Here is a 943-nt window from a genome sequence, read left to right on the forward strand (position 1 = left end):
ATGAGACCTGTTGTTTCCTCAGCACACACGATCGCCTGATTAAGAGCTTGCAGCGGCAACGCCTCGGTGCGCATGGAGTCTGATAACGCCCACCCAACGATCCGTCGGGAGTAAACGTCGGTGACAAACGCGGCATACACAAAGCCTTTCTTCGTGCGCACATACGTAATGTCAGCCACCCACAGTTTGTTCGGGCCGGGGGCTTTGAACTCACGCTCGACCAAGTCTGGGCGCAGATCAGGCACGTTAGGCTTACGGGTTGTAAGAGGTGATCTGCCTTTGCCTTTGCCAGAAACACCGGCCAAGCGCATTAAACGGGCAGTTTGTTCACGACCGATATCAATTCCGTCACGGCGGAGAGCATGCCACATTTTCCGTACACCGTAGACACCGTAATTATCCCGATGAACAGTTCTAATGCGTTCGACCAGCACAGCATCACGAAGGCGACGAGCACTTAACCCACGGGCCTTGGACTGGCGATAGCCACGCGAGGTGATGAACCCACCAGCCCGGTTATTCTTCAACGTCTTACAGATGAACTCGACAGAGAAACGAACCCGGTATTCATCGATGAACCGGATCATTTCCGACGTTTTGGGTCGAGTTCCGACGCGAAAAAAGCTGAAGCGGCCTTCAGCAGCTCATTAGTGTCGCGTAGCTCTTGATTTTCACGACGCAGCCTCGCGTTTTCCGCGGCCAAATCTTCAGGCACAGGTTCTGGGATGTTTCCCGCACGACGGGCCTGTTGAGTCCATTGACGGGCCGTATGCCATGAAACCCCCAGCTTTGGAGCTACTGCCTGGCACGCGGCTTGCATCGACATATTTTCTGCCAAGATGCGATCTTCCACGAGACGGACCACACGGTCCTTTGCATCCTGGTCAAATTTTCTTGGCATATTCCAGATTTTCCCATCTACTTAAACGGAACAAAACCTGGG

The 943-nt window shown here is 53.7% G+C and carries 1 protein-coding gene and 1 pseudogene; both read right to left on the reverse strand.

The annotated features are described in order from the left end of the window. A partial coding sequence (locus tag MHY24_RS11980; RefSeq protein WP_239230925.1) for an IS3 family transposase occupies positions 1-587 on the reverse strand: 587 nt, incomplete at its 3' end. Beyond that, a pseudogene (locus MHY24_RS11985) lies at positions 584-935 on the reverse strand (transposase). The pseudogene MHY24_RS11985 and the gene MHY24_RS11980, both read right to left, overlap by 4 nt. Positions 936-943: the final 8 nt, after the last annotated feature.

Origin of the sequence: Corynebacterium sp. ACRPQ (assembly GCF_022347225.1) — a bacterium.
Taxonomy (GTDB): domain Bacteria; phylum Actinomycetota; class Actinomycetes; order Mycobacteriales; family Mycobacteriaceae; genus Corynebacterium; species Corynebacterium tuberculostearicum_D.